Origin of the sequence: Pseudomonas silensiensis (genome assembly GCF_050434865.1) — a bacterium.
Lineage (GTDB): Bacteria > Pseudomonadota > Gammaproteobacteria > Pseudomonadales > Pseudomonadaceae > Aquipseudomonas > Aquipseudomonas fluorescens_W.
Genome location: NZ_JBNDJH010000018.1, coordinates 115694 through 140702, shown reverse-complemented (window position 1 = coordinate 140702; position 25009 = coordinate 115694). Strand labels below are relative to the sequence as shown.

18 protein-coding genes are annotated in these 25009 nt (G+C 57.4%); 12 read left to right on the top strand and 6 right to left on the bottom strand.

What is annotated here, in order from left to right; genetic code table 11:
- Positions 1-123: 123 nt before the first annotated feature.
- Entirely contained in the window at positions 124-1917 is a 1794-nt protein-coding gene (locus QF010_RS23675) for an ABC transporter transmembrane domain-containing protein (RefSeq protein ID WP_429512573.1), read from the bottom strand.
- A 260-nt stretch (positions 1918-2177) separates the two neighbouring features.
- Here QF010_RS23675 and QF010_RS23670 point away from each other — a divergent pair, with 260 nt between their 5' ends.
- Entirely contained in the window at positions 2178-2357 is a 180-nt protein-coding gene (locus QF010_RS23670) for a PA1571 family protein (RefSeq protein WP_033061931.1), read from the top strand.
- Positions 2358-2445: 88 nt separating this feature from the next.
- Here QF010_RS23670 and pdxB read toward each other — a convergent pair whose 3' ends face one another.
- Positions 2446-3588: a 4-phosphoerythronate dehydrogenase PdxB gene (gene pdxB, locus QF010_RS23665; RefSeq protein WP_429534064.1), complete on the bottom strand. Its 1143-nt coding sequence runs from the start codon at positions 3586-3588 to the stop codon at positions 2446-2448.
- Between the two features lie 330 nt (positions 3589-3918).
- Between pdxB and QF010_RS23660 the strand changes: the two genes are divergently transcribed.
- Positions 3919-5328: an MATE family efflux transporter gene (locus QF010_RS23660; protein WP_429534063.1), complete on the top strand. Its 1410-nt coding sequence runs from the start codon at positions 3919-3921 to the stop codon at positions 5326-5328.
- Here QF010_RS23660 and tusA read toward each other — a convergent pair.
- Positions 5325-5576: a sulfurtransferase TusA gene (gene tusA / locus QF010_RS23655; protein WP_033055641.1), complete on the bottom strand. Its 252-nt coding sequence runs from the start codon at positions 5574-5576 to the stop codon at positions 5325-5327. The genes QF010_RS23660 and tusA overlap by 4 nt on opposite strands.
- A gap of 198 nt (positions 5577-5774) precedes the next feature.
- Positions 5775-6848 (bottom strand): 23S rRNA (cytidine(2498)-2'-O)-methyltransferase RlmM, encoded by a 1074-nt coding sequence (gene rlmM, locus QF010_RS23650; protein ID WP_033055643.1) that lies wholly within the window; start codon positions 6846-6848, stop codon positions 5775-5777.
- Positions 6849-7070: 222 nt separating this feature from the next.
- On the opposite strand from rlmM, the gene acnA reads away from it, so the two are divergent.
- From acnA to QF010_RS23615, 7 genes are all read left to right on the top strand, one after another.
- Positions 7071-9812: an aconitate hydratase AcnA gene (gene acnA, locus QF010_RS23645; RefSeq protein ID WP_033055645.1), complete on the top strand. Its 2742-nt coding sequence runs from the start codon at positions 7071-7073 to the stop codon at positions 9810-9812.
- A 232-nt stretch (positions 9813-10044) separates the two neighbouring features.
- Positions 10045-10836, top strand: a complete 792-nt coding sequence (locus tag QF010_RS23640) for a CPBP family intramembrane glutamic endopeptidase (RefSeq protein WP_429534062.1) — start codon at positions 10045-10047, stop codon at positions 10834-10836.
- A gap of 472 nt (positions 10837-11308) precedes the next feature.
- Positions 11309-12010: an ABC transporter permease gene (locus tag QF010_RS23635; protein WP_429534061.1), complete on the top strand. Its 702-nt coding sequence runs from the start codon at positions 11309-11311 to the stop codon at positions 12008-12010.
- Positions 12011-12023: 13 nt separating this feature from the next.
- On the top strand, positions 12024-12677 hold the full coding sequence (locus QF010_RS23630) for an ABC transporter ATP-binding protein (RefSeq protein WP_429534060.1): 654 nt from the start codon (positions 12024-12026) through the stop codon (positions 12675-12677).
- A gap of 48 nt (positions 12678-12725) precedes the next feature.
- Entirely contained in the window at positions 12726-13832 is a 1107-nt protein-coding gene (locus QF010_RS23625) for a KpsE/RkpR family capsule polysaccharide export protein (protein WP_429534059.1), read from the top strand.
- 40 nt (positions 13833-13872) lie between these two features.
- Positions 13873-14955 (top strand): polysaccharide biosynthesis/export family protein, encoded by a 1083-nt coding sequence (locus QF010_RS23620; protein WP_429534067.1) that lies wholly within the window; start codon positions 13873-13875, stop codon positions 14953-14955.
- A gap of 219 nt (positions 14956-15174) precedes the next feature.
- Complete coding sequence (locus QF010_RS23615; RefSeq protein WP_429534058.1) at positions 15175-18624, top strand: HAD family hydrolase; 3450 nt, start codon at positions 15175-15177, stop codon at positions 18622-18624.
- A gap of 206 nt (positions 18625-18830) precedes the next feature.
- On the opposite strand, the gene QF010_RS23610 is transcribed toward QF010_RS23615, so the two are convergent.
- Positions 18831-19460 (bottom strand): acyltransferase, encoded by a 630-nt coding sequence (locus tag QF010_RS23610; protein WP_429534057.1) that lies wholly within the window; start codon positions 19458-19460, stop codon positions 18831-18833.
- 159 nt (positions 19461-19619) lie between these two features.
- Positions 19620-20555 carry a KpsF/GutQ family sugar-phosphate isomerase gene (locus QF010_RS23605; RefSeq protein WP_429534056.1) on the bottom strand — a complete coding sequence of 312 codons (936 nt, stop codon included), beginning with the start codon at positions 20553-20555 and terminating at the stop codon, positions 19620-19622.
- 388 nt (positions 20556-20943) lie between these two features.
- Between QF010_RS23605 and QF010_RS23600 the strand changes: the two genes are divergently transcribed.
- The 3 genes from QF010_RS23600 to QF010_RS23590 are packed head-to-tail and all read left to right on the top strand — an operon-like array spanning position 20944 to position 25006.
- Positions 20944-22974 (top strand): capsule polysaccharide biogenesis protein, encoded by a 2031-nt coding sequence (locus tag QF010_RS23600; RefSeq protein ID WP_429534055.1) that lies wholly within the window; start codon positions 20944-20946, stop codon positions 22972-22974.
- A complete protein-coding gene (locus QF010_RS23595) occupies positions 22911-24233 on the top strand; it encodes a capsule polysaccharide biogenesis protein (RefSeq protein WP_429534054.1) in 1323 nt (440 codons plus the stop codon). Before QF010_RS23600 ends, QF010_RS23595 begins: the two co-directional genes overlap by 64 nt.
- Positions 24230-25006: an SDR family NAD(P)-dependent oxidoreductase gene (locus tag QF010_RS23590; protein ID WP_429534053.1), complete on the top strand. Its 777-nt coding sequence runs from the start codon at positions 24230-24232 to the stop codon at positions 25004-25006. The genes QF010_RS23595 and QF010_RS23590 overlap by 4 nt, the downstream gene beginning before the upstream one ends.
- The last annotated feature ends 3 nt before the right edge of the window (positions 25007-25009 follow it).

The following is a 25009-nucleotide window of genomic DNA, read 5'->3' as shown; positions in this document are numbered from 1 at the left end:
GAACGCCGGTTTGTTAGATGTGTTTGCTCGCACGAACATCATCAATCAAATCGGCGTTCTTGTTTCTGTGTTTCCCGGGATTCCGTGAAGAACCATTTTTTTGGGCTCTACCGGGTCGGTTACTTAGTCGGTTACCGGGTCGGTGAGAGCGCTGTGCCCATCACTGAACTGCAACGCCGCCAACCGCGCATACAGCGCGTTACTCGCAATCAACTCCTGATGAGTCCCCACCGCCACCAGTTTCCCTTGGTCCATCACCGCGATCCGGTCAGCGTTTTTCACCGTGGCCAGTCGGTGGGCGATGACCAGGGTGGTGCGGTTTTTCATCAGGCTCGGGAGGGCTTGCTGGATCAGGTGTTCGCTCTGGGCGTCGAGGGCGCTGGTGGCCTCGTCCAGCAGCAGTATCGGCGCGTCCACCAGTAGCGCCCGGGCGATGGCCAGGCGCTGACGTTGGCCGCCGGACAAACCGAGGCCACCGTCGCCAAGATGGGTCTGGTAGCCGTTGGGCATTTGTTCGATGAAGTCGTGGGCGTAAGCGATTTTCGCCGCTTCCTGAACCTGGGCCAGGGTTGCCGTCGGGTTGCCGTAGCGGATGTTCTCTTCGATGCTGCCAAAGAACAGCGCCGGGGATTGCGAGACCAGGGCGAAGCAGCGGCGCAGGTCCAATGGATCGAGTTGAGTCAGCGGCACGCCATCGAGCAGGATGCGTCCTTCGGCCGGGTCGTAAAAGCGCAGCAGTAAGTCATACACCGTCGACTTGCCGGCACCGGAGGGCCCGACCAACGCGAGGGTTTCACCGGCATTGATCGTCAGATTCAAACCATCGACCGCATAGCTTTCGGGACGCGACGGGTAGGAAAAGCGCACGTCTTGCAGCACCAGGTCACCCTTCACCCGTTCAGGCAAGGTCACCAGGCCAGTGGTAGGTGGCTGGATAATGTTTTCCGAGCGCAGCAACTCGGCTATCCGCTCGGCGGCGCCGGCGGCACGCTGCAGTTCGCCGATCACTTCGCTCAATGTGCCGAATGCGCTGCCGACGATCAGGCTGTAAAACACAAACGCCGCCAGCTCGCCTGCGGAAATCCGCCCGGCAATGACATCCATTCCGCCGACCCAGAGCATCACCCCGACCGCGCCAAGCACCAGCACGATCACCAGGGTAATCAGCCAGGCGCGCTGGAAGATCCGCTTGCGAGCGGTGTTGAAAGCCTCCTCCACGGTTGCGGCAAAGCGCTGCTCGTCCTGGACCTGATGGTTGTAGGCCTGCACGGTTTTGATCTGGCCCAGGGTTTCGGAAACATAGCTGCCGATATCGGCAATCCGGTCCTGGCTCAGGCGTGACAGGCTGCGTACCCGACGGCCGAAGATCAGGATCGGCGCGATCACCAACGGCAACGCGACCACCACGATGCTGGTGAGCTTGGGGTTGGTGATAAACAGCAGGACGATCCCGCCGATCACCATCAACAGATTGCGCAAAAACAGCGACAGAGACGAGCCGATCACCGATTGCAGCAGCGTGGTGTCAGCGGTTAACCGCGACTGGATCTCGGAGCTACGGTTGTCTTCGTAGAACCCTGGGTGCAGATAAATCAGATGATTGAACACCTGACGACGGATGTCCGCGACAACGCGTTCACCGATCCATGAGACCAGGTAAAAACGCGCGAAGGTGCCAATCGCCAGCCCCACCACCAGCAACATAAACAGACCGATGGACTGGTTGAGCAAATGCGGCGACTGGGTCATGAAACCCTGATCCACCAGCAGGCGAATCCCCTGCCCCATGGACAAGGTGATGCCAGCCGTGACGATCAATGCGAGCAAGGCACCGACGGCCGGCCAGCGATAAGGCGCGATGAAACGCAGGGCCAGGCGCATGGCGCGCCGTTGACGGGACGAGAGGATGGAGATCATTCGATGGCGCAACCAGTAGGGTTTGACGCGTTCAAGCCTACACCGGTCGATGGGTTTGAACGCTGTAAATCATAATGAGTCAGGTTAATTATGACCGCAAAGCCTAGGCCCTAGACGGTATTGGTCTAAAGTCCGGGTGGCAGCACCGCGTTATTTCTGGTGGACTGATGTTGCCGCCCAGGAAAGATCGCAGGGAGTTGTCACAGCCCGGTCACTTGGCGGTTCTATAGTAAGCACACAACCTGATGAGGAGACAGGCCATGTCCTTGCAAAACAGCAGCGAAGACAAGATTGAAGTGATCCGCACACAGCCAGACCAGTCTCTGGGTTGCTCGATTATCGATAAGGATGGGCGCGAAGTACCGATCACTGAAGGCATGATCCAGGACGCTTGCCGCGAACTGGAAAAGCGATTGGTCAAGCCTGCCGAACAAAAGTGATATAGCCACCGTCTTCTTGACCCGGCCTCTGATGGCCGGGTTTTTTATGGGTGATTATCCAGATATCGCGATAGGGCCGAATCGGTTTCTAGACAGCCGTTGCGCCAAGTGCCAACACGATCTGCTGCAATACCGGCGAATCCCCATCGATCCGTACCGCTAACCCATCAATCTCACGCCGCAGCGGATAATGCTTACGCAGTGAATCAAACGCTGCACGCTGCTCATTCACATTGCCTACAAGGCTGCGGCGGAAATCCGCATCGTCGCGGCGCGGGTCGTACACGCCACGGCACAACATGGCCAGCGACCAGGCCGGATCGCTGTTAGCATTCAAGGTCACTTGCGACAACCAGGGTGCGGGCAGCAAATCGCTCAAGCTGATCTGAGCCGGTTGCCCGAGGAAATCGCAATACGCCTGATAAATCTGCGCGGTGCCTCGCTGTCTGCCATCGAGGCTGTAACCGGCAATGTGCGGGGTCGCCAACACGCAGAGTTCGGCCAGTGCCACATCGACCTCAGGCTCGCCTTCCCAGACGTCCAGCACTGCTTGCAGGTCTTCGCGTTGCAGCAGCACCTGGCGCAGCGCGGCGTTGTCGACCACCGGTCCACGACTGGCGTTGATCAGCCAGGTGCCAGACTTGAGCTGGTTCAATCGGTTTTTATCGAACAGATGCCAGGTCGACTGGGCGCCATGTTTCTTCAATGGCGTGTGCAGGCTGATGACATCGCACTGTTCGATGATCTGTTCGAGGCTGACGTAATCGCCACCTTCAGCAGCTTGCCTTGGCGGATCGCAGACCAGCACGTTCCAGCCCAGACCTTGCAGAACCTTGACCAAGCGGCCGCCCACTTCACCGGCACCCACGACGCCGTAGGTGCGTTGAGTCAGGTCGACGCCTTCGATTTCGGCCAGGGTCAGCAGACTGCCGAGCACGTAGTCGACCACGCCCCGAGCGTTGCAGCCGGGCGCGCTGGACCAGGTGATGCCGGCCTGCTGAAAGTAATCCAGATCCAGGTGATCGGTGCCGATGGTGCAGGTGCCGACAAAGCGTACCTTGCTGCCTTCGAGCAACGCGCGGTTAACGTTGGTCACCGAGCGCACCAGCAGCACATCGGCCTGTTCGACGGTGGCGCGGTCAATGGAACGCCCCGGCACCCGGCGGATTTCACCGAAACCTTCGAAGAAGGCATCGAGCAGCGGGATATTTTCGTCGGCAACAATCAGCATGGCAGGCTCCTTTGAGGGATCGGCAGTGTAGGCGGAGATGACCGTAGTGGGCCAGCGGGCATTGCACAGCCCCTGTAGCAGCTGGCGAAGCCTGCGTTCGGCTGCGTAGCAGTCGCGAGACCTGAACGCGCGGCATTCCTGAATCACCGCATAATCCGATTTCACGACTGCTACGCAGCCGAACGCAGGCTTCGCCAGCTGCTACAGGGACCGCGTTGTCGCAACGTCCGGACGTCGATTACAAATCCGCAACACAGGACTTTTCCTGACCACTGCGTCAGGGCGTAGAATGCGCCGCCTTGCGCATCAACCTCTTTGGACGTTTCGCCCTTGAATTCCGTGACTGACCGCCCCGCCGCTATTTCCCTCACCCGACCGGCCCGGGTTCGCCTGGAGCTGAAAAACCTGCTCGGCCTGGCCTTGCCGATCATGATCGCGCAACTGGCGACCACCGCGATGGGCTTCGTCGATGCCGTGATGGCGGGCCGGGTCGGGCCACGGGATCTGGCGGCGGTGGCGCTGGGCAACTCGATCTGGGTGCCGGTGTTTCTGTTGATGACCGGCACGCTGCTGGCCACGACCCCGAAAGTCGCCCAGCGCTTCGGCGCCGGCACCCACCGCGAGATCGGCCCGATCGTGCGCCAGGCACTGTGGCTGGCGCTGGTGGTGGGGTTGATGGCGACCGGCATGCTGTTCAGCGCCGAACCGATTTTGCACATCATGAAGGTCGATCCCGAATTGATCGGCCCGTGCATGCAATACCTGCATGGCATCGCCAGCGGTTTGCCCGCCGTTGCGTTCTACCATGTGCTGCGCTGTTTCAGCGACGGCCTGGGGCGCACACGTCCGGCCATGGTGCTGGGTCTGTGCGGACTGGCATTGAACATTCCGCTGAACTACGTCTTCATCTATGGCCACTTTGGTGTACCGGCCATGGGCGGTGTCGGTTGCGGCTGGGCCACGGCGATCGTGATGTGGGTGATGGCCCTGGGCATGGCCGGGTGGGAGCGCTGGGCGCCGGCGTATCAGTCGAGTGAGTTGTTCAGCCGTTTCGACTGGCCGCAGTGGTCGGTGATCAAACGCCTGTTGGGCATCGGCCTGCCGATCGGCATCGCGGTGTTCGCCGAGTCGAGCATCTTCGCCGTGATTGCGCTGCTGATCGGCAGCCTCGGCGCGACGGTAGTAGCCGGGCACCAGATCGCGCTGAACTTCAGCTCGCTGGTGTTCATGATCCCCTACTCCCTCGGCATGGCCGTGACCGTACGGGTCGGCCAGGCGCTCGGCCGTCAGGAACCGCGAGAAGCCCGTTTCGCTGCCGGTGTCGGCATGGGCACGGCGCTGGCCTATGCGTGCATTTCCGCGAGCATGATGCTGTTGCTGCGTGAACACATCGCAACGATCTACACCGCCGACCCGACGGTGATTCATGTCGCGGCAATGCTGATTGTGTATTCGGCGCTGTTCCAGTTTTCCGATGCGATCCAGGTGACGGCTGCCGGCGCGTTGCGCGGCTATCAGGACACTCGGGTGACGATGATCCTGACGCTGTTCGCTTACTGGGGGATTGGGTTGCCGGTGGGTTACGCGCTGGGCCTGACCGATTGGTTCGGTGCACCGAGCGGCCCGAGCGGGCTGTGGCAGGGTTTGATCGTGGGCTTGAGTTGCGCGGCGCTGATGCTGTCGATCCGCCTGACGCGCAGTGCACGCAAGCGGATCCGCATCAGCCAGTCGGCGGGTTAAGCGAGTTTCTTGCGGATCCAGTAAAGGTAGGTGCCTGCCACTTCGTGCTGCGCGACCAGTTCGTGGTCGAGAAACACGCAGAATTTGGGAATGTCGCGACGGGTCGACGGGTCGGTGGCGATCACCTTGAGCAGGCCGCCGGGCACCAGGTCACGAATGTGCTGGTGTAGCATCATCACCGGTTCCGGGCAGTTGAGGCCGGTGGCGTCGAGGGTGCCGTCAACCGGCGTATCAATCATTTCACTCATGATTCACTCCTGAAACTTGCCGGCATTGTCGCGCATTGCCGGGTTTAACGTCATCTGTCGTCTATCGCCCTGTAGGAGCGAGGCTTGCCCGCGAAAGGCGCAGCGCGGTGTATCTGTAGAACCGCAGCGCGGCCTTCGCGGGCAAGCCTCGCTCCTACAGGGTTCCAGCGCGCATTTGCGTGTCGGTTAATGTCGGGCTCAGCGGGACTTGGGTTTCTTTACGTCGATCCGGCGCAGGTGGCAGGTCACTTCTTCACGGTCGTGATACAGCTGCTTGCAGCCGATCTCGACCCGAATGCCGCGCTCCTTGAACCCGTCGGCAATGCGCTCCAGCAAGCGTTTCACTTCGGCGTAACGCTGTTTCATCGGCAGCTTGAGGTTGACCACCGCTTCGCGGCAATGCCCCTCGCCAATCCATTCTTCCAGCATCGCGGCGTTGCGCGCCGGTTTCTCGACGATGTCGCAGACCATCCAGTCCACCGGTTGCTTGGGCTTGAAGGTGAAACCGTCGGCCATCAAGTGTTGCACCAGACCGGTGTCCATCAAGCTTTCAGCCATCGGGCCGTTGTCGATCGCGGTGACCAGCATGCCGCGGTTGACCAGTTGCCAGGTCCAGCCGCCGGGTGCGGCGCCGAGGTCGACGCCGGTCATGTCGCTGTGCAGGCGCTCATCCCACTGATCGCGAGGGATGAAGTGGTGCCACGCCTCTTCCAGTTTCAGCGTCGAACGGCTCGGCGCCTCACGCGGAAACTTCAGCCGCGGAATACCCATCGGCCACATCGCCGAGTTGTTCGACTCGGCCAGCCCCATGAACACTTCGCGGCCACTTTTGAAGGTCAGCAGCAGACGCGGTTTGTGGGCATCTTCAACCAGTTTGCCAGCGGCCATCAGCGCCTTGCGCAGGTGCCCTTCGAACTTCTTGCAGAAATTCGACAATTCCTTGCCATCGTTGGTGTCGACCATTTCCAGCCACAGGCTGCCGCACAGCGGGAAGTCCGCCATGTGCGCGAGGATCACACTGATGCGGTCGGTTTCCGGCAGATCGATGAAGATCCCGCGAGCCCACTGGCGCGGGAAGATCAGATCGGCGAAACGCTGACCACGCATCAGGCGCTCGGCGCCGTCTTCTTCGGTGCAGATGAATTCGGCGCAGGCGCTGGCGGTCTTGGCCTTGGCATAACCGGCCACGTTCAGCCGCGCGGCGTGTTCGGAAATCTCGGAGCAGACTTCGCTTTCGAAGCCCGGCCGGCAATGCATAAAGAGGGTGTTCATTCTTACTCCTGGGCAGATGGCGAGAAATTCAACCACTGCGCGATGCCCAGACTTGCGTTGAAGCAAAGCCTGTCACGAAAACGGGCGCATGATAGCTGAGTTCGGAACCTTGGACTCAGCCATAGAGTCCAGTTATTAGCCTTAAGCACCAAACAGGACTAGGTTTAAACCTCTGTTCGTTCCCTCAGTCCGTAGCCGTGCGGACTCAAAGGAGTCATTTCAATGCCGTCCCTCGATAGCCTGAAAACCCTTAAAACCTTACAAGTTGACGACAAGACCTATCACTATTTCAGCTTGCCGGATGCCGCCAAAAGCCTGGGCGACCTGGACAAGCTGCCAATGTCGTTAAAAGTGCTGCTGGAAAACCTGCTGCGCTGGGAAGATGAAAAAACCGTCACCGGCGCCGACCTCAGGGCGATTGCCGCCTGGCTCAAGGAACGTCGCTCCGACCGCGAAATCCAGTACCGTCCCGCGCGGGTATTAATGCAGGACTTTACCGGCGTTCCTGCCGTGGTCGATCTGGCCGCCATGCGTGCCGCGATGGCGAAGGCCGGCGGCGACCCGCAGCGAATCAACCCGCTCTCCCCCGTGGATCTGGTGATCGACCACTCGGTGATGGTCGACAAATTCGCCAGCGCCAGCGCCTTCGAACAGAACGTCGACATCGAAATGCAGCGCAACGGTGAACGTTATGCATTCCTGCGCTGGGGCCAAAGCGCCTTCGACAACTTCAGCGTGGTACCGCCGGGCACCGGCATCTGCCACCAGGTGAATCTGGAATACCTGGGGCGCACGGTCTGGACCAAGGACGAGGACGGCCGCACCTATGCCTTCCCCGACACCCTGGTCGGCACCGACTCCCACACCACCATGATCAACGGCCTCGGCGTACTCGGCTGGGGCGTCGGCGGGATCGAAGCGGAAGCGGCGATGCTGGGCCAACCGGTGTCGATGCTGATCCCGGAAGTGATCGGCTTCAAACTCACCGGCAAGCTCAAGGAAGGCATCACCGCCACCGACCTGGTGCTGACCGTCACCCAAATGCTGCGCAAGAAAGGCGTGGTCGGCAAATTCGTCGAGTTCTACGGTGACGGCCTCGCCGATCTGCCGCTGGCCGACCGCGCGACCATCGCCAACATGGCCCCGGAGTACGGCGCCACCTGCGGCTTTTTCCCGGTGGATGACATCACCCTGGAATACCTGCGTTTATCCGGTCGCACCCGCGAGACCGTGAAACTGGTCGAGGCCTACTGCAAAGCCCAGGGCCTGTGGCGCCTGCCGGGTCAGGAACCGGTGTTCACCGACAGCCTGGCGCTGGACATGGGTAGCGTCGAAGCCAGCCTTGCCGGGCCGAAACGCCCACAGGACCGGGTATCACTACCGAATGTCGCGCAAGCGTTCAGTGACTTCGTCGACCTGCAATTCAAACCCACCAGCAAGGAAGTCGGTCGACTTGAAAGTGAAGGCGGCGGTGGCGTCGCGGTGGGCAATGCCGATCTGGCCGGTGAAGCCGACTACGAATACGACGGTCAGGTGTATCGATTGAAAAACGGCGCAGTGGTGATTGCCGCGATCACCTCCTGCACCAACACCTCCAACCCGAGCGTGATGATGGCCGCCGGCCTGGTGGCGAAGAAAGCCGTGGAAAAAGGCCTCAAGCGCAAACCGTGGGTCAAGAGTTCGCTGGCCCCAGGCTCGAAAGTGGTCACCGACTACTACAAGGCTGCCGGCCTGACCCAGTACCTTGATGAACTGGGTTTTGCCCTGGTCGGCTACGGCTGCACCACGTGCATCGGCAACTCCGGGCCATTGGCGGAGCCGATCGAAAAAGCCATTCAGGCCGCCGACCTGACCGTCGCCTCGGTGCTGTCGGGCAACCGCAACTTCGAAGGTCGCGTGCATCCTCTGGTGAAAACCAACTGGCTGGCCTCCCCACCGCTGGTCGTCGCCTATGCGCTGGCCGGCACGGTGCGCATCGACATCAGCAGCGAGCCTTTAGGTACCGACAAGGATGGCAATCTGGTGTATCTGCGGGACATCTGGCCAAGCACCAAAGAGATTGCCGACGCGGTGAACCAGGTCAACACCGCGATGTTCCACAAGGAATATGCCGAAGTGTTTGCCGGCGACGAGCAATGGCAGGCGATTGAAGTGCCGCAAGCGGCGACGTATGTCTGGCAGGACGATTCGACGTACATCCAGCATCCACCGTTCTTCGATGACATCGGCGGGCCGCCGCCGGTGGTCAAGGACGTCAGCGGTGCCAGAGTCCTCGCACTGCTGGGTGATTCGGTGACCACCGATCACATCTCTCCGGCCGGCAACATCAAGGCCGACAGTCCGGCAGGCCATTACCTGCGCGAGAAAGGCGTGGAACCACGGGACTTCAACTCCTACGGCTCGCGGCGCGGCAACCACGAAGTGATGATGCGCGGCACCTTTGCCAACATCCGCATTCGTAACGAGATGCTCAGCGGCGAAGAAGGCGGCAATACGATTTACATTCCCACCGGGGAGAGGATGCCGATCTACGATGCGGCGATGCGTTATCAAGCCTCGGGCACGCCTCTGGTGGTGATTGCCGGGCAAGAATACGGCACCGGCTCGAGTCGCGACTGGGCGGCCAAGGGCACCAATCTGCTGGGGGTCAAAGCCGTTATCGCCGAAAGTTTCGAACGGATTCACCGCTCCAACCTGGTGGGCATGGGCGTGTTGCCGTTGCAGTTCAAGCTGGATCAGAACCGCAAGAGCCTGAACCTGACTGGCAAGGAGACGCTGGATATTCTGGGTTTGACCGGCGTCGAGCTGACGCCGCGGATGAACCTGACACTGGTGATCACCCGTGAAGACGGCAGCCGCGAGAAAGTCGAGGTGTTGTGCCGGATCGATACCCTGAATGAGGTGGAGTACTTCAAATCGGGGGGGATTTTGCATTACGTGTTGCGACAGTTGATTGCCTCGTAACAGACTGCTGACACAGACACCGCCTTCGGGCGGTGTTTTTGTTTGTGGGGCGTTCGCCTCTATAATCGCGCCGCTTTTGTAAGCCGGACACCACATCCCTCTGGGAGCGAGCCTGCTCGCGATAGCGGTAGGACAGACACCGATTCAGTGACTGACAGACCGCTTTCGCGAGCAGGCTCGCTCCCACAGGGGATTACGGCGCTCTGCACATTTCGGGATACAAGGATTTTCAATGATTGCCCTGCCATGGACCTACCTGACCCTGCTCTCCCTCGGCTACGCCCTCGCGCTGATCTACGGCCAACTCGGCTGGCTGGCCCTAATTTCCGTCGCGCTGTTGCTGCTCACAGGTTTCGCCGTCCGCCAACAAGAGCTCCCCATCGCGCGCTACCTCGGTCATGGGGTGTTCTTCGTCCTGGTCCTGGCACTGGCGATGCACTGGCTTCCCGGCTTCCGCAACGGTAGCGCCATCGCCCCTCAGCGATTCACCGACGATGCCATGCCGTTTTTCATGTACCTGAATCAGGACAAACCCCTGATCGGGTTCTGGCTTTTGCTGGTCTGCCCGTGGATTGTCGGCCGGCGTTCGCTGCGCCTTTCCATCTATGCCACTGCACTGGGGTTGACGTTGAGCGCCGTGCTGGCCTTGGGTGGCGCGCTGTTGCTGGACATGATCAGTTGGGCACCGAAGTGGCCGGATCAAGCCTGGTTATGGACGCTGAACAACCTGCTGCTGGTGACCCTGGTCGAGGAAGCGCTCTTTCGCGGCTACATCCAGGGCGGTCTGACCCGGTACTTCAAAAACCTGCCCTACGGTGAAAACCTCGCCCTGCTCCTCGCCTCGCTGATGTTCGGCCTGGTGCATGTGGGCGCCGGCTGGCAATGGGTGTTGCTGGCGAGCCTGGCGGGTGTCGGCTATGGTCTGGCCTATCGATTTGGCGGTTTGGGTGCTGCTATCGCGACCCACTTCGGCTTGAATCTGCTGCACTTTGGACTGTTCACCTATCCGATGCTCGCCGGATAACAAACCTCGGGATCTAGCTGACGCCCAAGACCCAACCTCGGCGCCAATAGCTATTCAGGACTTTGAATCGCACGGATGTAACCGGACATATCAGAAACGAAAATAACGTCATCAGATCGCGACTGGTCGACCCATCCCGCAATGGCGAGATTAGCCGCCCACCCCAATGGACATTGCCCCTACCGTATTTTTTAAAGCCAGCCTCGATAGTTATTTCTTGTCAAGCTTCTCAAGGGAACTAAGTGGCTTGACTACTGTCCACCCCGACGTTTAACCTCCCGCCCCACGAATGGAAGCAATCTGTCGTACACGACCGATGGTCCTCTGAAAATGAATTCAAGCAACGCGTTTATCGCGCTGTTGTGCTGTGCGGTAAATAATGCTCAAGCCTCGCTCCCCCCTGCAAATCAAAAAATCCGTCATTTTTGCCCTAGTGCTGCGTGAAGCGCGTTCGCGTTTTGGTGATCGCCGTATGGGCGCTACATGGACGCTGATCGAGCCGATTTGCCACCTGTTGATTCTGAGCGTGCTGTTTGCCTTGATTCGTGGCCGCACCGTGGCCGGTATCGACTTCCCGGTCTTTGTATTGGTTGGCCTCGCGCCCTTCCTTCTGTTTCGCAATATCGCCATGCGACTGATGAACAGCCCCAAGGAAAACCGCGCGCTGTTTGCCTATAAACAGATCAAGCCCCTCGACACCTTTGTCGCCCGCGTGCTGGTGGAGTTCTGCATCTCGGCAAGCGTGTACGCCATTTTGGTGTTCGGCTTCGCCTGGTACGGCTTCGACATGTCCATCAAGTCGCCCATTGAGTGGATGCTGACCATCCTGCTCGGGGTACTGTTCTCGTTTGGCCTGGGCATGCTGTTGTCGCTGATCGCCCATGCCATGCCCAGTAGCACACTCTTTCTGCGGATGATGTTCTTCCCGCTATATTTCATCTCGGGCGTACTTATTCCCGCCGCCTACCTGCCTCAAGCCATGCTGCCACTGCTGCTGCTCAATCCGTTCCTGCACCTGCTTGAACTGATCCGCGCCGAGATTTTCCCGCACTACGTACCGGTCGATGGCGTTTCGCTGCACTACGTGATCGCCTTTACCCTGGTTTTGCTGTTCGTCTCCCTGGGTACTTATCGGGTTCGTCGACTGCATTTGATCTCCACCAAGAACGGCTAACCGCAGGCTTTCCGTGTTCGAGCTCAGAAATATCACCAAGTCGTACCTGACCCCCAAAGGCCGTCGCCACGTGTTTCGCGACCTGTCTCTGAAGATCCCCGCTGGCAAGAACATCGGTCTGATCGGCCGCAACGGCTCTGGCAAATCGACCTTGGTCCGCCTGCTGGGCGGTGCCGATGTGCCGGACTCCGGCACCATTGCCACCGACAAAAGCATCTCCTGGCCAGTGGGTCTGTCCGGCGGCTTTCAGGGCACCATGACCGGTCGCGAGAACATTAAGTTCGTCAGTCGCGTCTACGGCGCGGTCGGTGACGCCATGCGCCAGAAGATCGCCTACGTCGAAGACTTCGCCGAGATTGGTAGCTGGATCGACGAACCGGTCAAGACCTACTCCTCCGGCATGCGTTCGCGCCTGGCCTTCGGCCTGAGCATGGCCTTCGACTTCGACTACTACCTGATAGACGAAGTGATGTCGGTGGGTGACGCACACTTCAAGCGCAAATGCGCTGACGTGTTCGAGGAACGCCTGCAGAAATCAAAGGTTGTTCTGGTTTCCCACAGCATGCCCGAAATTAAAAAGCTCTGTGACGTCGTGCTGCTGGTGCGTGATGGCGGAGTGCAGATCTATGACGATGTCGATGAGGGCATCAAGGCCTACAACACCTGATCGCCCTGACCGTGGCGTGATTGTTTTATTTCAAGGATGCAAGAGCATATGAGCAGTACGGGTAAATTCAAGGGCTGGCGTCTGACACTGGGGCTAATCGTAGTACCAATGGTACTGGCCATCGCCTACTACAGCTTTTTTGCCGTGGACCGCTTTGTCAGCTCCGCGCAAGTGGTGGTTCGCCAGGACGGTAACAACTCGGGCGCACAGCTGCCAGGGCTCAGCATGCTGCTGAGCGGTACCAATCCCGCCTCCCGAGAAGAAACCCTGTACCTGCGTGAGTACATCGTGTCGATGGACATGATGCAACTGCTGGAAGATCGCCTGCACTGGGTCGAGCAATACAGCAAGCAACGCAACGACCCGTTCTTCTGGCTGGACAAAGACACCGAGCGTGAGGATCTGCTCAAGTACTACCAGCGCATGGTCTCCGCCCACTACGACGAAACCACCGGCCTGCTGCGTGTTGAAGTACAAGCCTTCAGCCCGGAACTTGCAGAGCAGATGGTCAATACCATTCTGGAAGCCAGCGAGCACTTCGTGAACGAAGTCTCCCACAGCATCGCCCGTGAGCAGATGCGCTTCGCCAAAGTCGAGCTCGAAGGCGCGAAGAAAAACTACACCAAATGCAAAGAAGAACTGCTGAGCTTCCAGAACCGCAACAAGGTATTGGACGGCAAGAGCTCGGCCCAAGGCCGCGCCAGCATCATCGACACCCTCGAAGGCGAGCACTCCAAAGAACGCGCCGTGCTCACCCAGATGCTCTACAAGCTTCGTCCGGACTCCCCACAGGTCAAGCAACAACAGCAACGCGTAAATGCCATTCGCGAACAACTGAATGCCGAAAAACGCCTGCTGGTATCCGCCCCGGATGGCGATCAGCTCAACGTGATCTCCTCGCGCTTCCAGCAATTGACCCTCGATGCCGGTATCGCCGAAGAAACCTACAAGACCGCCGTTGCTGCGCTCGACAACGCACGCATCGAAGCCAGCAAGAAGATTCGTACCCTGGTTACCGTGGTCAGCCCGAACACGCCTCAGATGGCACTCTACCCAGAGCGTCTCTACAACCTGGCAACCATCTTCCTGGCCCTGCTGTTGCTCTACGGTATTGCCCGCTTCCTTATTGCATCGATCGAGGATCATCGTGATTAAATCCATTTCTGGCCTGCCCCTTCGCCCCCTGAACTTGAGCATGCGAAACAGCGCTGTTGCGGGTCTGATGTTGGTGACTTTGACTTTGTCTGGTTGCAGCGGCGTGATGTCGGGCGCCGGCCCATACAAAGGTGATATTGAAAGCAAAAGCCAAAGCACTGCGTATGACCTGGTGGACATCAACGCCAACACCATCGCTCCGTTCATGCGCCCAGCTACCAAACCGGCCAAAGCCAAAATCACCAGCCCACTGGCGCAAAGTGTGCGCCTGATGGGGGGTGACGTGATCAACGTGCTGATCACCGACAATGCACCGGAAGGCAGCGGCCTGTTCGCCCCGCTCTCGACGGGTGGTACCCAACTCAAAGTGCGCATCGACGACAAGGGAATGATCTCCCTGCCGTATGTTGGCCATCAGTTCGTTGCCGGCATGACCCTGATTCAGGTCGAAGACATGATTCGGCAGAAGCTCAAGGGCGTGACTACCGACGTGCAGGCGCACGTAGATCTGGTTGGCGATCTGTCCGGCTCGGTGCTGGTAGCGGGCGCGGTGAAAGCCCCCGGTCGCTTCTCCACCCTGCAAGGCCCGCTGACTCTGCTTGATGCTGTTAACCAGGCAGGCGGTCCGGTGATGGAACCGCACTTGGTCAATGTCACTGTGCGCAATGGTTCTCAAGCCAACACCTTCAACTACGAAGATGTCCTGGCTGGTAATAACTTCGTGCTGAAGCCAAATTCGGAAGTGGTTCTAGAACGTGCGCGTCAGCGCTTTGTGGCGATGGGTGCTGTGGGCGAGCCAGGCTTGCATGATTTGCCAGCGCAAAACGCCAGCCTTCTAGATGCACTGGGCTCTGTGGGTGGACTGAAAGAAGCTAATGCAAACCCACAGGGTGTGTTCGTGTTCCGGATGGGAGAATCCACCCCGACACAAGCAGCCAAACCCATTGTGATGCGTATCGATATGCGTGATCCGGCCGCAATTTTTTACGCCCGCCAGGTCATGCTAAAGCCGGATGACACTATTTATGTCACCAATGCGGCTGTGTATGAGTGGCAAAAAATCATTGGACCAATCGTACAGACTCTTGTACTCGGTCGAGCCGTGGGCATGAGCCCAAATTAAGCAAGAAAGACAGCAAGAGATTACGTGACTGCCGCCATCGACCATGTCATGGCGACAATCCAAACCAATATCTACCTATGAGTGGAGTGTTTGTTGGGCCAGTGAATTTTGTGCAGCGCTAACAAGTTAAAAGACAGGGATGTCACATACTGGACTTTCTATAAGCTGACTCAAGGATTGCCCCGGAAAGAACACTCCAGCAGATTTCAAGGAATTTGAATGAACGTCCTTTTCTATCTGGAGCCCGCCATTGAGCTGGGCAATCCTGAGTTTCGTTACGCTACGCTTCGCAGCTCAATCGTCCCGCAAGTAAGTGCATTGCGTGATGCCGGTGTAAACGTCCACTGCATCGTTAGCCAGGTCATCGCTGAACGAGCATTGCGTGACGGCCATATCGATGCAATCGGCTCCCTATCTACCATTGATCCGCTGGATTGGACCGAAGGCGAAAACACCCTTGAGCGCTCGCTTAGACATCAAGCCAAAAATCACAAGGACGGCGAGCTCGCGCGTCTCGGCGAATTGCTCAAATCCGGTATCCCGCAAGGGTTTGATCCCGACATCATTATCGTCTGGGAATCTCCTATGTCGCTCCTTGGAGAAATCTTTCCCAAGGCGCGCATTATTTATCAGATGCCCGGCTTCTTCTCCCGCGCGCCATTTGCCAACCTTGTCGCGTTTGATACAGGCCTTCTCGGCGATAGCACCTCGCCCGCCAATCGGTCTGTAAGCCCTGCAGAAATAGAAGCCCTTGAAAGCCTGAGAGATCACGAAGCCCGATTCCTGAGCTCCATCGCTCCAACACAAGTGGCAATCAACGACCTTAAACAACGCTTTCGTAGCGTGATCCTGCTGCCATTGCAGATTGATGGCTACTTTATGATCGACTCCGTATTGGGGCGTCGTAGCCAGTTCGATGTACTGGTAGACATCATGGGTCGTATACCGGACAACCAAGCTCTGGTAGTAACAAATTACTGGTCCGGCCAGACCCGAAGTGCAGTCCTGACCGAGCAGAACATCACTTACTTGCGCTCGCGTTTTGCGAATTTTGCCTACTTCGAAAACTTCGACAAAATCCCGTCGGTATCGCAGTTGCTGGTCCCTGAGATGGATGGCGTTATCACCATCTCCTCCTCCCTTGGCTATCAGGCAGCGTTCTGGCAAAAACCTTTGCTGACTCTCGGCACCAGCCATATCACGCCATTCGCAACCACCAACGACTGGAATGAATTCTTTGCCCAGGTCATCGCGGGCGAACCGATAGTGCGTGATGAACTGATCATTTCATCCATCTGCACCAAGCACCTACCAGTGCAAATGCTCGAAAATGGCAAAGGTTATGCTGGCTGGCTTCAAGAAGTGGCAACTCGCCCCGCCGGTGACTTCCCGCGCTGGACCGACAATGAGCCAGTAGCCAAAACACTATTGGATCTTCGACGCGAACCCGAATACCTGAAGCAGCTTGGTTACTTCAACCTGGTACACGAAGAGTCTTCAATGGATCATTGCCGTGAGCTTTCACAGCAGATTCAGCGGCACCCAATCATTTCGTTTGACGTATTCGATACGCTTTTATACCGACCATTCAAATCTCCTTCAGACATGTTCGAATTCATGTCGGATGAAGTGCGTCAGATTTGCAATCTTCCGTCCCTCGATTTCCGTGCCGCTCGGCGCGCCGCAGAAAAAGCTGCTTTCGAGGAAGCCATCGCACGTGGTGACGGCGAGACTCGGATTGATGAAATCTACAAGGCATTTGCAGAACAAACGGGTGTAGGCCAAGAACGGGCAGAGCGCGTTCAACAGCTCGAAATGCAGATGGAAATGGACATCCTCTATCCAAGGCTGTCTGGCTTCAAAGCCTTCAATGAAGCTCGCAGCCTGGGCAAACGAATTATCATCATTTCCGACATGTATCTTCCTCGCGACTTCCTCGAAGCCATCCTTAAAAAGAATGGTTATGAGGGTTATGAGCGCTTTTATGTATCGTCCGAAGCCCGTGTCAAGAAACACAACGGAAGACTCTTCGACCACGTTCTCGAAGACCTGAACGTCGATCCGAAGACAATTCTCCACGTTGGGGACAACGTTGCCGCCGACGTGGTGCGAGCCAAAGAACGCGGCATCAAACCGTTCCACTTGATCAAGGCATCTGAAGTATTCGCAAAATGCGATAGCTTTATGACTCCGTGGTCTCGCGATGAAGAGCGCCACTCCCTGGACTGGAAGATGATTCTTGCTGTCGCGGGCAATCGATTCCATGACAATCCGTATTTGCCACATCGACGCGGTACCCTGTTCTGCGGCGATCCTTGGCGCCTGGGCTACTACGGCCAAGGTCCTATGCTTCTGGGCTACACCAAGTGGCTGATGGAGAAAGCTATTCGCGACGGCGTGAAACGTCTTTACTTCCTGTCTCGCGACGGCTTGATCATGAAGGAAGCATACGATCGGATTGCCCAGAATTATCCAGACGCACCAAGTAGTCATTACCTGCTCTGCTCACGCAGAGCCGTGAATCTCGCCAAGGTACGCGATGAACATGGCGTGATGGATTTGCTGCAAGTGGACTATGCACGCACGACTATCCAACACCTTCTTTCGTCTCGCTTTGGTGTTTATCCGGCAAATGTGCCAACCGAATTGCTCGCGAAACACAACCTGACTCTTGAGACGATAGTCACCAACAAACACCAGGAAATGCTCAAGCCATTTTTCCTCGACCTTCTTCCACTCATCGTCACTGCTGCGAGCAAAGAGCGGGCGAATTATCTCGAATACCTTGAAGGAACAGGCCTGCTGGACTCAGGTGAAGTTGCCTTGGTGGATATCGGGTACGCAGGCACCATGCAGGAATCCCTGTATCTGCTCACTGATCGCAAGAAACTGTTTGGCGGTTACTACCTGATGACCTTCCGTCAGGCACTGAAGCGCGTAGACGCTTATGGCATGCCGATCAGAGGGTACCTGGGTGAGTTCGTGGATCGTCACGATACCCACCATCCATTCTGCCGAAACGTTCCACTCTACGAGACACTGTTTAGCAGCGTGGACACGTCTTTTGTCCGCATGGATCGTGATTGGAATGGCCGCCTTACACCGATTTTCATGGACCGATTTGCAGCCGAGGCAAAACGTGAAGAGGTAGTTCATCGGATCCATAAAGGTGCGCTGAGCTTCATTGAAGAAACAGCGCGCATCTTTGGCAGCCGCTTGAAAAACCTGGATATCGAGCCCGTCAAATCTCTACGCGTGCTAGAGAAGTTCTTCAGTGATCCGCATCCCGTAGACGCCAAAATGTTCGCCGGCCTTGTTTTTGAGGATGCTTATGGCGGCGCGGGTCTGAAAAAAATATTGCCAACAGAAGACAAACTGGAAGAACAATGTGTTTGGAAAATGGGCGCCGCTGCGTTGCAGCGAGCACAAAGTGAAAATGGGCAACCAAACGCTACTGAAACCACTGTAACTAATACTCCAGCCCGGACTCACCCAACAAAAGCCGCCAGCAAGCTTGAGCAAAGATTGATCCGTTGGGTAGTCAGAAAAACCTCCAACGATCGTAAATTCAAAAAATTTGAACTCACTCCAGTTAAATTTTTTAACGACTCCAAGAGCCCACACGTTCGCCTACTAGGACGACTGTATCTATCCAGATCAGCTGACTGACAAGCGAAAATACTGGCATACAGTTTACTACAGATGAAATCGTAATAAACTGTATGCACTTTCAGACAAAAGCCTTTGGAAGCACTTTAAATAGCGGTTTAACCCACCCCCAATTAATGCACTTATTCCAGATAACTCCCTTAACCGTGAAAAACGATGGACGAGCACTGAAAATATTTAGCGGGCGGTTAAGAACCAATTAGCCATTAAGGCTCTAGCGGCGATTTCTTGAGCCGACGATCCCAGACAACACCTTCTCTCATGAGGCGTGCCGGCGCGCCAGCATAAATCGAATGCGGTCTTGTCAGACGCTTGCTGACGTAGGATCGTGCGCCAATAACACAGCCTTCCGGAATAGCGGCCCCCTTGCCGAGTGTTGAGCCTTCACCGATCCAGACGTGGCGGCCTAAAATAACGTCTTGAGGACCATTCAAACGCTCGCCCCCATGCAGATCGTATATAGGATGTTCATCAGAGGTGCGAACATATATACCACTGGAAAACATACAGTCCTCACCGATCACAATACTTTTACCTTCCATGGCAAAAAGATGCGCCCCAACGAAAGTCGTACCCGCGCCAATCAGCAGTTTTGATTCAGCTTGGCGTATATGTAACGCGCCTCTTAAATTACATCCCGCTCCGATTTCAATAACATTAAAAGCACCGGAAAAAAGAATATTCATGTTACGAACGACTGTATTTTCAGCTATCCGAAGAACGTGGTCATTCCCCTCTATATTAATTTTGACAGAAGGATCAATACGCGCACTTGGGTGAATTTCAATGGTATTTCTTTCGCCAATGTTGCTAATATTTGGATGTTCGAATAACACTTAGACCTCGCAATACATAACAACGGAGTATTTTTATTTTTCACTACGCTTTTTCTGTAAACAGCAAAAAGCGTGCTTTCAGAATCTGTTTACTTATCAGTAATTTTCATAAGTAACAGGCACTCCATTGCTATTGACTTCAGCCATTCAAGCGAATGTTCAGTCAAAGATCTCCACAACCCCCACAACCTCATCACTCCCCTCTGCCGTCACCAGCAACGCACGAATCTTGTGATCCAGCATATAAGCCTCTGCCTCACTCAGCTGCGCATTCGCTTTCACGGTATGCGGGCTGGCGGTCATGAAGCTGGCGACGCGCTCATTCACCACACCCGGATTGCCCAGCAGCGCACGACGCAGGTCGCCGTCGGTAACGATGCCGATCAGTTTGTCGTTGTCCATCACCAGTGCCAGGCCCAGGCGACTGGAGGTCATGACCAGCAGGCAGTCGTGAAATGAGGTTTCGCGGGTGACTTTGGGGAGATTGGTGTGCATCACGTCGCTAACGCGGGTCAGCAGTTTGCGGCCGAGGCTGCCGCCGGGGTGGTAGCGGGCGAAGTCCATCGGTTTGAAGTCGAGGGCGCTGATCAGGGCAACGGCGAGTGCATCACCCATGGCCATGGTTGCCAGGGTCGAGGTGGTGGGTGCCAGGTTGTTCGGGCACACCTCGCGCTCGACCGAGATGTCGAGCCAGATGTCGGCGTGTTTGGCCAGCGTCGATTGGCCGTTGCCGGTCATGGCGATGATTTTGTTACCGAAGGACTTCAGGCTCGGAATCAGCTTGATGACTTCTTCGGTTTCGCCGCTGTAGGAAATCAGGATCAGTACGTCAATTGGCTTGATCATGCCGAGGTCGCCGTGGAAGGCTTCGGCCGGATGCAGGAACAGACTTGGGGTGCCGGTAGAGGCGAAGGTGGCGACCATTTTCTGGCCGATCAAACCGGATTTGCCCATGCCGCATACAGCTGCACGGCCTTTGCAACCGAGGATCAGTTCTACGGCGCGCTGAAACTCACCATCCAGGCGCTCTGCAAGTTGACTGATGGCTTGCGCCTGGGCACAGAGCGCTTCTTTGGCAATTGGAAGGTGATTCATGGGGACGCTATCGTTCCTTGATTTTGAAGGCGCATATGGTAACGGCTCAATGCCAGCGAGGGAATGTTGATTTCCTTCCCTTATGAGTTGTCGGCCGGTCGTTATAAAACATGATTCACCATCGAAAAAAACTGAACCAGTACCACATAGTCAAGCATCAAAAACAAGCAAATCACCCATTGATCGGACTGTGGAACCACGCACCTTTCATGTTGAAAACCCGTCAGAAAGGTGAAAAAAAATCGTAAGATTCTTCGTACTTTTATGTATGGCAACGGGCCATTTGTATTATCATTCGCGCCAAATTCGATTGAGCATTACTTTCAGGCGCGCATTGACTTCGTGCCTGACACAAGATTGCGCTCGTTATGGATATCCGCTGTTTTTTATGGACAATTCCGCTCCACCGCGTCGCTCTTTGCTGATTCTGTCCAAAGGCGCGCAGCAGATCTCTACCCTCCCCTCTTTGCTGCCCGAGTATCGGCTGCTGTGTGGGACGGTGCGCGACATTGCCCAGGCTGATGATGTTCTTGCGTGGGGGCGCAAGCCTAGCGCTTTGCACGCGCAGGCCGTGGCTAATGAATCCGGTTTGCCGCTGCTCACCGTCGAAGACGGTTTTCTGCGTTCTGTGGGGCTCGGGGCCGAAGACCCGCCGCTGTCGCTGATTGTCGATCCAGTGGGCATCTATTACGACGCAACCGCGCCTTCTCGTCTGGAACAACTGATTCCCGTCCCGCTGACGCAAGCGCAGATCCTGCGTGCCCATACCTTGCAGGCCAGTTGGTGCGAGGAGCGCGTGTCCAAATACAACGGTGCCCGCATCGAAGCCTGCGAGCTGCCGCCGCCCTGTGTTCTGGTGGCTGATCAGACCTTCGGCGATGCCTCACTACAAGGCGCCACCGCCGCTGATTTCGAGCGCATGCTCGAGGCTGCGCTGACGGAGCACCCGCACAGCACAGTGGCGGTCAAGGTTCATCCGGATGTGGTGGCCGGGCGCAAGCAAGGTCACTTCGACCTGAAGAAGCTGCGCAAGCATCCACGGGTTCATTTGATCAGCGATAACCTGCACCCGGCCGAGCTGATGCCGAGCGTCCAGGCTGTATACGTGATGACCTCACAACTGGGCTTCGATGCACTGTTGTGGGACGTACCCGTGCACACCTTTGGCATGCCGTTCTATGCCGGTTGGGGTTTGACCATCGATGCCCTGCCCACGCCTGTGCGACGCCAACCGGTGAGTCTTGAACAATTGCTGCATGCCGCGCTGGTGGAGTACCCACGCTACGTCGACCCGGAAACGGGTGCGCCGTGCGAACCGGAGACCGTGCTGGCATGGTTGGGCCTTCAACGAAGAATGCGCAGTCGGCTGCCAGAGAGCTTGCAAGTGGTTGGCTTCAGCAAGTGGAAGCATCCACTGGTGCTGGATTTTTTCAACGGATCATCCATTCGGTTCCTTGGACGTTTCTCCCGACGTCGTCTTGCCACACCGGTCATCACATGGGGCTGTCAACACGACACGTCATTGACGAAGAAGGTTGGCAAACACCTCGGCCGCGTCGAAGACGGCTTCCTCCGCTCCGTCGGCCTGGGTGCGAAGAAAACCCGTCCACTGTCGTGGGTGTTCGACGACCTGGGCATTTACTACGACGCCACCCGTCCTTCGCGCCTGGAACACCTCTTGCAGAACGAACCGTGGAGTTCAGGTTTGCTGCAACGGGCCGCGACACTGCGTGAAGCGATCTGCGCCGCCGGCGTCACCAAATACAACTTACCCGGCACCACGTGGAAACGCCCCGCCGGTGTCGAGAAAGTGATTTTGGTACCGGGTCAGGTCGAATCCGACGCCTCGATTCGCTACGGCGCGCACCGGATCCGGCGCAATCTTGATTTGCTCAAGGCGGTGCGCGAGCGCCATCCGTTGGCGTGGCTGTTGTACAAGCCGCACCCTGAAGTATTAGCCGGCACTCGTGAGGCAGGCGAAGACGAAGAACGCACCAGTGATTGGTGCAATCAGGTCGTGGGCGATGTGCCCTTCCACCAGCTGTTATGCGAGGTTGATGAAGTGCACGTATTGACCTCGCAATCGGGCTTCGAAGCCTTGTTGCGCGGCGTACCGGTGACCACCTACGGCCAGCCGTTTTATGCCGGCTGGGGTCTGACCCGGGATCTGGGCATGAGCACTGAGGTCCAGGCGCGCCGCACCCGGCGCCTGAGCCTGGACGAATTGGTGGCCGCGACCCTGATCCGCTACCCGATCTATGTCAGCCGCATCACTCGAAAATTTACCACCCCCGAACGCACGTTAGTCGAGATTCAAAACTGGGATGAAGTACATACGCAAGGAAGACTTCCAACATGGCGAGAGATGATTCAGCGTTTGCTCCTCAGCGCTTTGAAACCACGCCCAAGAAACTCGTAGTCCCTGTCGAACGTTTCCAACGTCCGGTCTCGGTGAAGCCGCGCAACTCATACCTGTTTCTGCAGGGTGTCAGTTCGCCGTTTTTCGCACGTCTGGTGCAGGCACTGCGGGCCGAGGGACAGCTGGTCAAGTCGGTCAACTTCAACATGGGTGACACCCTGTACGGCAGCGGCGCGCGGGTATTTTATTCCGCCCGCCCCGAGCAGCTGATGGACTTCTACAGCCAATGTTTCAGGGCGGAGCATATTACCGACGTGGTGTTGTTCGGCGACTGCCGTCCGGTGCATCAGCCGGCGGTGGAACTGGCCAGGTCGCTGGGCATTCGCGTTCACGTATTCGAAGAGGGTTACTTCCGCCCCTACTGGATTACCCTTGAGCGAAATGGCGTGAACAATCACTCGCTGCTGCCCCGTGATCCAGACTGGTATCGGGAAGTGGGCAAGTACATCCCCCGTTATAACAACGGCAAATCGTTTCGCCTGTCCTTTGCCTCCCGGGCCTTCCACGATGTGATGTATCACGTCGGTGGTGCACTGAATAAAGTGATGTTCCCCCACTACAAAACCCATGCGCCGTTCAACGCGGCAGTGGAGTATGCCGGCTACATTCGCCAGGGCATTCGCCTGGTCAGTGCCAAGGGCCGCGATTCCGAAGTCATCAGTGAAGTGGCACGCAATCGCCATCGCACTTTCTTGTTGCCACTGCAGCTGGACAGCGATGCGCAGATCCGCGATCACTCGCCGTTCAAGCACATGAAGGATGTGTTGAAGCATGTAATGGGTTCGTTCGCCCGCCATGCCAGCAGTGACACGCGCCTGGTGGTCAAGAATCATCCCCTGACCCCGGGCATCGTCAACTATGACCGTATCACCCGGCGCATTGCCCACAAACTCGGCATCGCCGATCGCGTGGACTTCCTCGAAAGCGGCCACATGCCAACGTTGCTGTCCCACGTCGCGGGCGTGATCACGGTCAACAGCACCGTCGGCGGTTCGTCACTGATGCACAACGTGCCGACCATCGCCCTCAGCGACCCGATCTATAACCTCAAGGGGCTCACCCACCAAGGCAGCCTCGACGATTTCTGGCACACGCCAGAACCGCCAGACACCACGCTGTTCCAGCGCTTTCGCAGCACAGTGATTCACACCACCCAGGTCAACGGCGGCTTCTATACGCGCTGCGGTATCGACATGGCCGTGAACAATTCGCTGGAAGTGCTGATGGCCAAAACCTCAAAGATTGAACGGTACCTATGACGCTGCACAAAAACCCACGCTGCATCCTTATCACCGGGGCCACGGGTGGCATCGGCGGCGCGCTGGCACCGGCGTATGCTGCGCCGGGTGTGACCCTGATTCTGCAAGGCCGGCGCACTGAGCGCCTGGAAGAAATGGCTGCGCAATGCCGCGCTGCCGGCGCTCGGGTCATCCTGCACGCGCTCGATGTTCAGGACCTGGTGGCGGTGCGCGAATGGATGACCCGGATCAGCCAAACCGAGCAGCCTGACCTGATCATTGTCGGTGCCGGGCTCAATACCGCTGCGGGTCCCAACTCGGAAGATGAAGTCTGGGAGCTGTCCCAGGCAGTGATCGAAGTGAACGTCATGGCGGCCATCGCCACCGTGCAGGCGGCGTTGCCGGCCATGCGCGCTCGTAAGCACGGCCAAATCGCGCTGTTCAGTTCCCTCGCCGGTTGGCGCGGGCTGCCCGCTACACCCAGCTACAGCGCCAGCAAAGCGGCAATAAAGGCTTACGGCGAAGCCATGCGTGACCTGGTCGCCGCTGACGGCGTGCGGATCAATGTGATCATGCCGGGTTATGTCGAATCGAAAATGTGCTTTGAAATGCCTGGACCGAAACCGCTGCTGTGGAATCCGGACAAAGCCGCGCAGCGGATCCGTCGCGGCCTGGCAGCCAACCAGGCACGAATCAGTTTCCCCTTCCCTTTGAACCTCGGATGCTGGGCCCTGGGTGTGATTCCCCCGCGGATGTCGTCTGTGATTTTGCGATGGCTGGACTACGGTGCCTGATTT